Genomic DNA, 1,449 nt, shown 5'->3' with positions numbered 1-1,449 from the left:
GGCTGGTGTTGGTCCACTGACGCCTGAGCCACCGAAGATCGAGCCGGACAAGGCCGGGCAGGACTGGATTACCTCGGCATTTCTCGAGGTCGTCTGGCCGAAATACCACCCTGACGTGACGATCCTCTCCTATGGCGAGCCCGACGTGACCTCGCATTTCCATGGAACGGGAGCACAGGCGACCCGGGATATCATCGCCCATTGTGACCGACAGTTCGGCCGCGTGCTCGACTGGTGGGAAGCGGAGGGCCGCGCCAATGGCGTGCAGGTCATCGCGGTCTCGGATCATGGGCACATCACCGGCCACACCCGCATCTCCGTGGCTGACAACCTGCGCGACGCCGGCTTCCGGCCAGGCACCGCGCCCGCGCCGGAGGTCGATGTCGTGGTTGTGCCCGGACAAGTCGGCGCGCTCTATTGCGCCGAACCCACTGACGAACAGATCGCGCGGCTTGCAGCGACGATTACCGAGCACCCGTGGTGTGGACCGGTATTCACACGTGCACGAAACGAGGTCGACGGAATCGCACCCGGCAGCCTCGGCAATCATCTGGTCTTTGCCGATCACGAGCGCGCGCCAGACGTCTCGTTTTCGTTCCGCGCAGACGATGGCGTCGATCCCTTCGGCCTCATCGGCGGCACCTTCTATGACAATGACCGCCGCACGGGCCTCGGGGTCCATGGTGGCCTGCATCCCAGGGAACTCGCGGCAGTCGGCATTCTCGCAGGCTCGGCTTTCCCGGCAGCAAGTTCAATCTCAAATGTTCCATCAGGCATCTGTGATTTCGTTCCAACCATTCTGCACTTGCTTGAGATCGGCCGGCCGAAAACGATGAGCGGCCGAGTGCTCCACGAGGTGTTTCGGGATCCGGCAAAACCCAACGTGCAAATCCGGCGTGAAGCGATCGAAGCGGGCTTAGGCGGTTTCCGTCAGGTTTTGAACCGGGCCCATATTGGCGCTTCGACCTATATCGAGAGGGGAATTGCGGAAGGGTAGGGCTGCCTAATCGGCTACAAGAATTTGGCTAATCAAACGAACCTCATCGGCGAAGCGTGCCGCTATGAGTCGCCCGCTCTTGACAGAATTCCGGTTCTCAAGGCCGCAATCAGATCCATGACTTCCGGCGGGGCGCCCACTCGCCGTGGGTAGGACACCATGCACGGAAGAAAGCTCGACTTTCGTTAGCTTCATCATCGGGGGAGAATTACCACCAAGCCTGCAACGGAAATACACCGCGAGCTAAACGTGTTCCGGCGCTCGATGTCCCAAAGCTATCCTCGCACTCGTCGCATCTGCCTAGAGGCCAATTCCGCGCTTCCGACTGAAGCTCCAATCGACACCGGTCTCGCCGCGAGCGACGCCGGAGACATGCTGGCCGAGTTTCTTCTCGAGAGCCGGCGTCCAGGGCACGAGCTGGAAGCCGAGTCCGTCGTCGATCAGGGCGAACC

The 1,449-nt window shown here is 61.4% G+C and carries 2 protein-coding genes; one reads left to right on the top strand and one right to left on the bottom strand.

The window, feature by feature from the left end:
- The coding region (locus tag EOA86_RS34545) for an alkaline phosphatase family protein (protein WP_128345602.1) at positions 1–997 on the top strand (997 nt) is incomplete at its 5' end.
- Positions 998–1,297: 300 nt separating this feature from the next.
- Here the strand turns inward: EOA86_RS34545 and EOA86_RS34540 are convergent.
- Positions 1,298–1,449, bottom strand: a 152-nt coding sequence (locus EOA86_RS34540) for a DUF3363 domain-containing protein (protein ID WP_128345600.1), incomplete at its 5' end; no start/stop codon positions are given.

The sequence above is a fragment of the Mesorhizobium sp. M5C.F.Ca.IN.020.32.2.1 genome (genome assembly GCF_004023105.1).
Classification (GTDB): Bacteria; Pseudomonadota; Alphaproteobacteria; order Rhizobiales; family Rhizobiaceae; genus Mesorhizobium; species Mesorhizobium wenxiniae.
The sequence above is the reverse complement of the archived record's forward strand: the minus strand, read 5'-3'. Positions and strand labels throughout refer to the sequence as shown.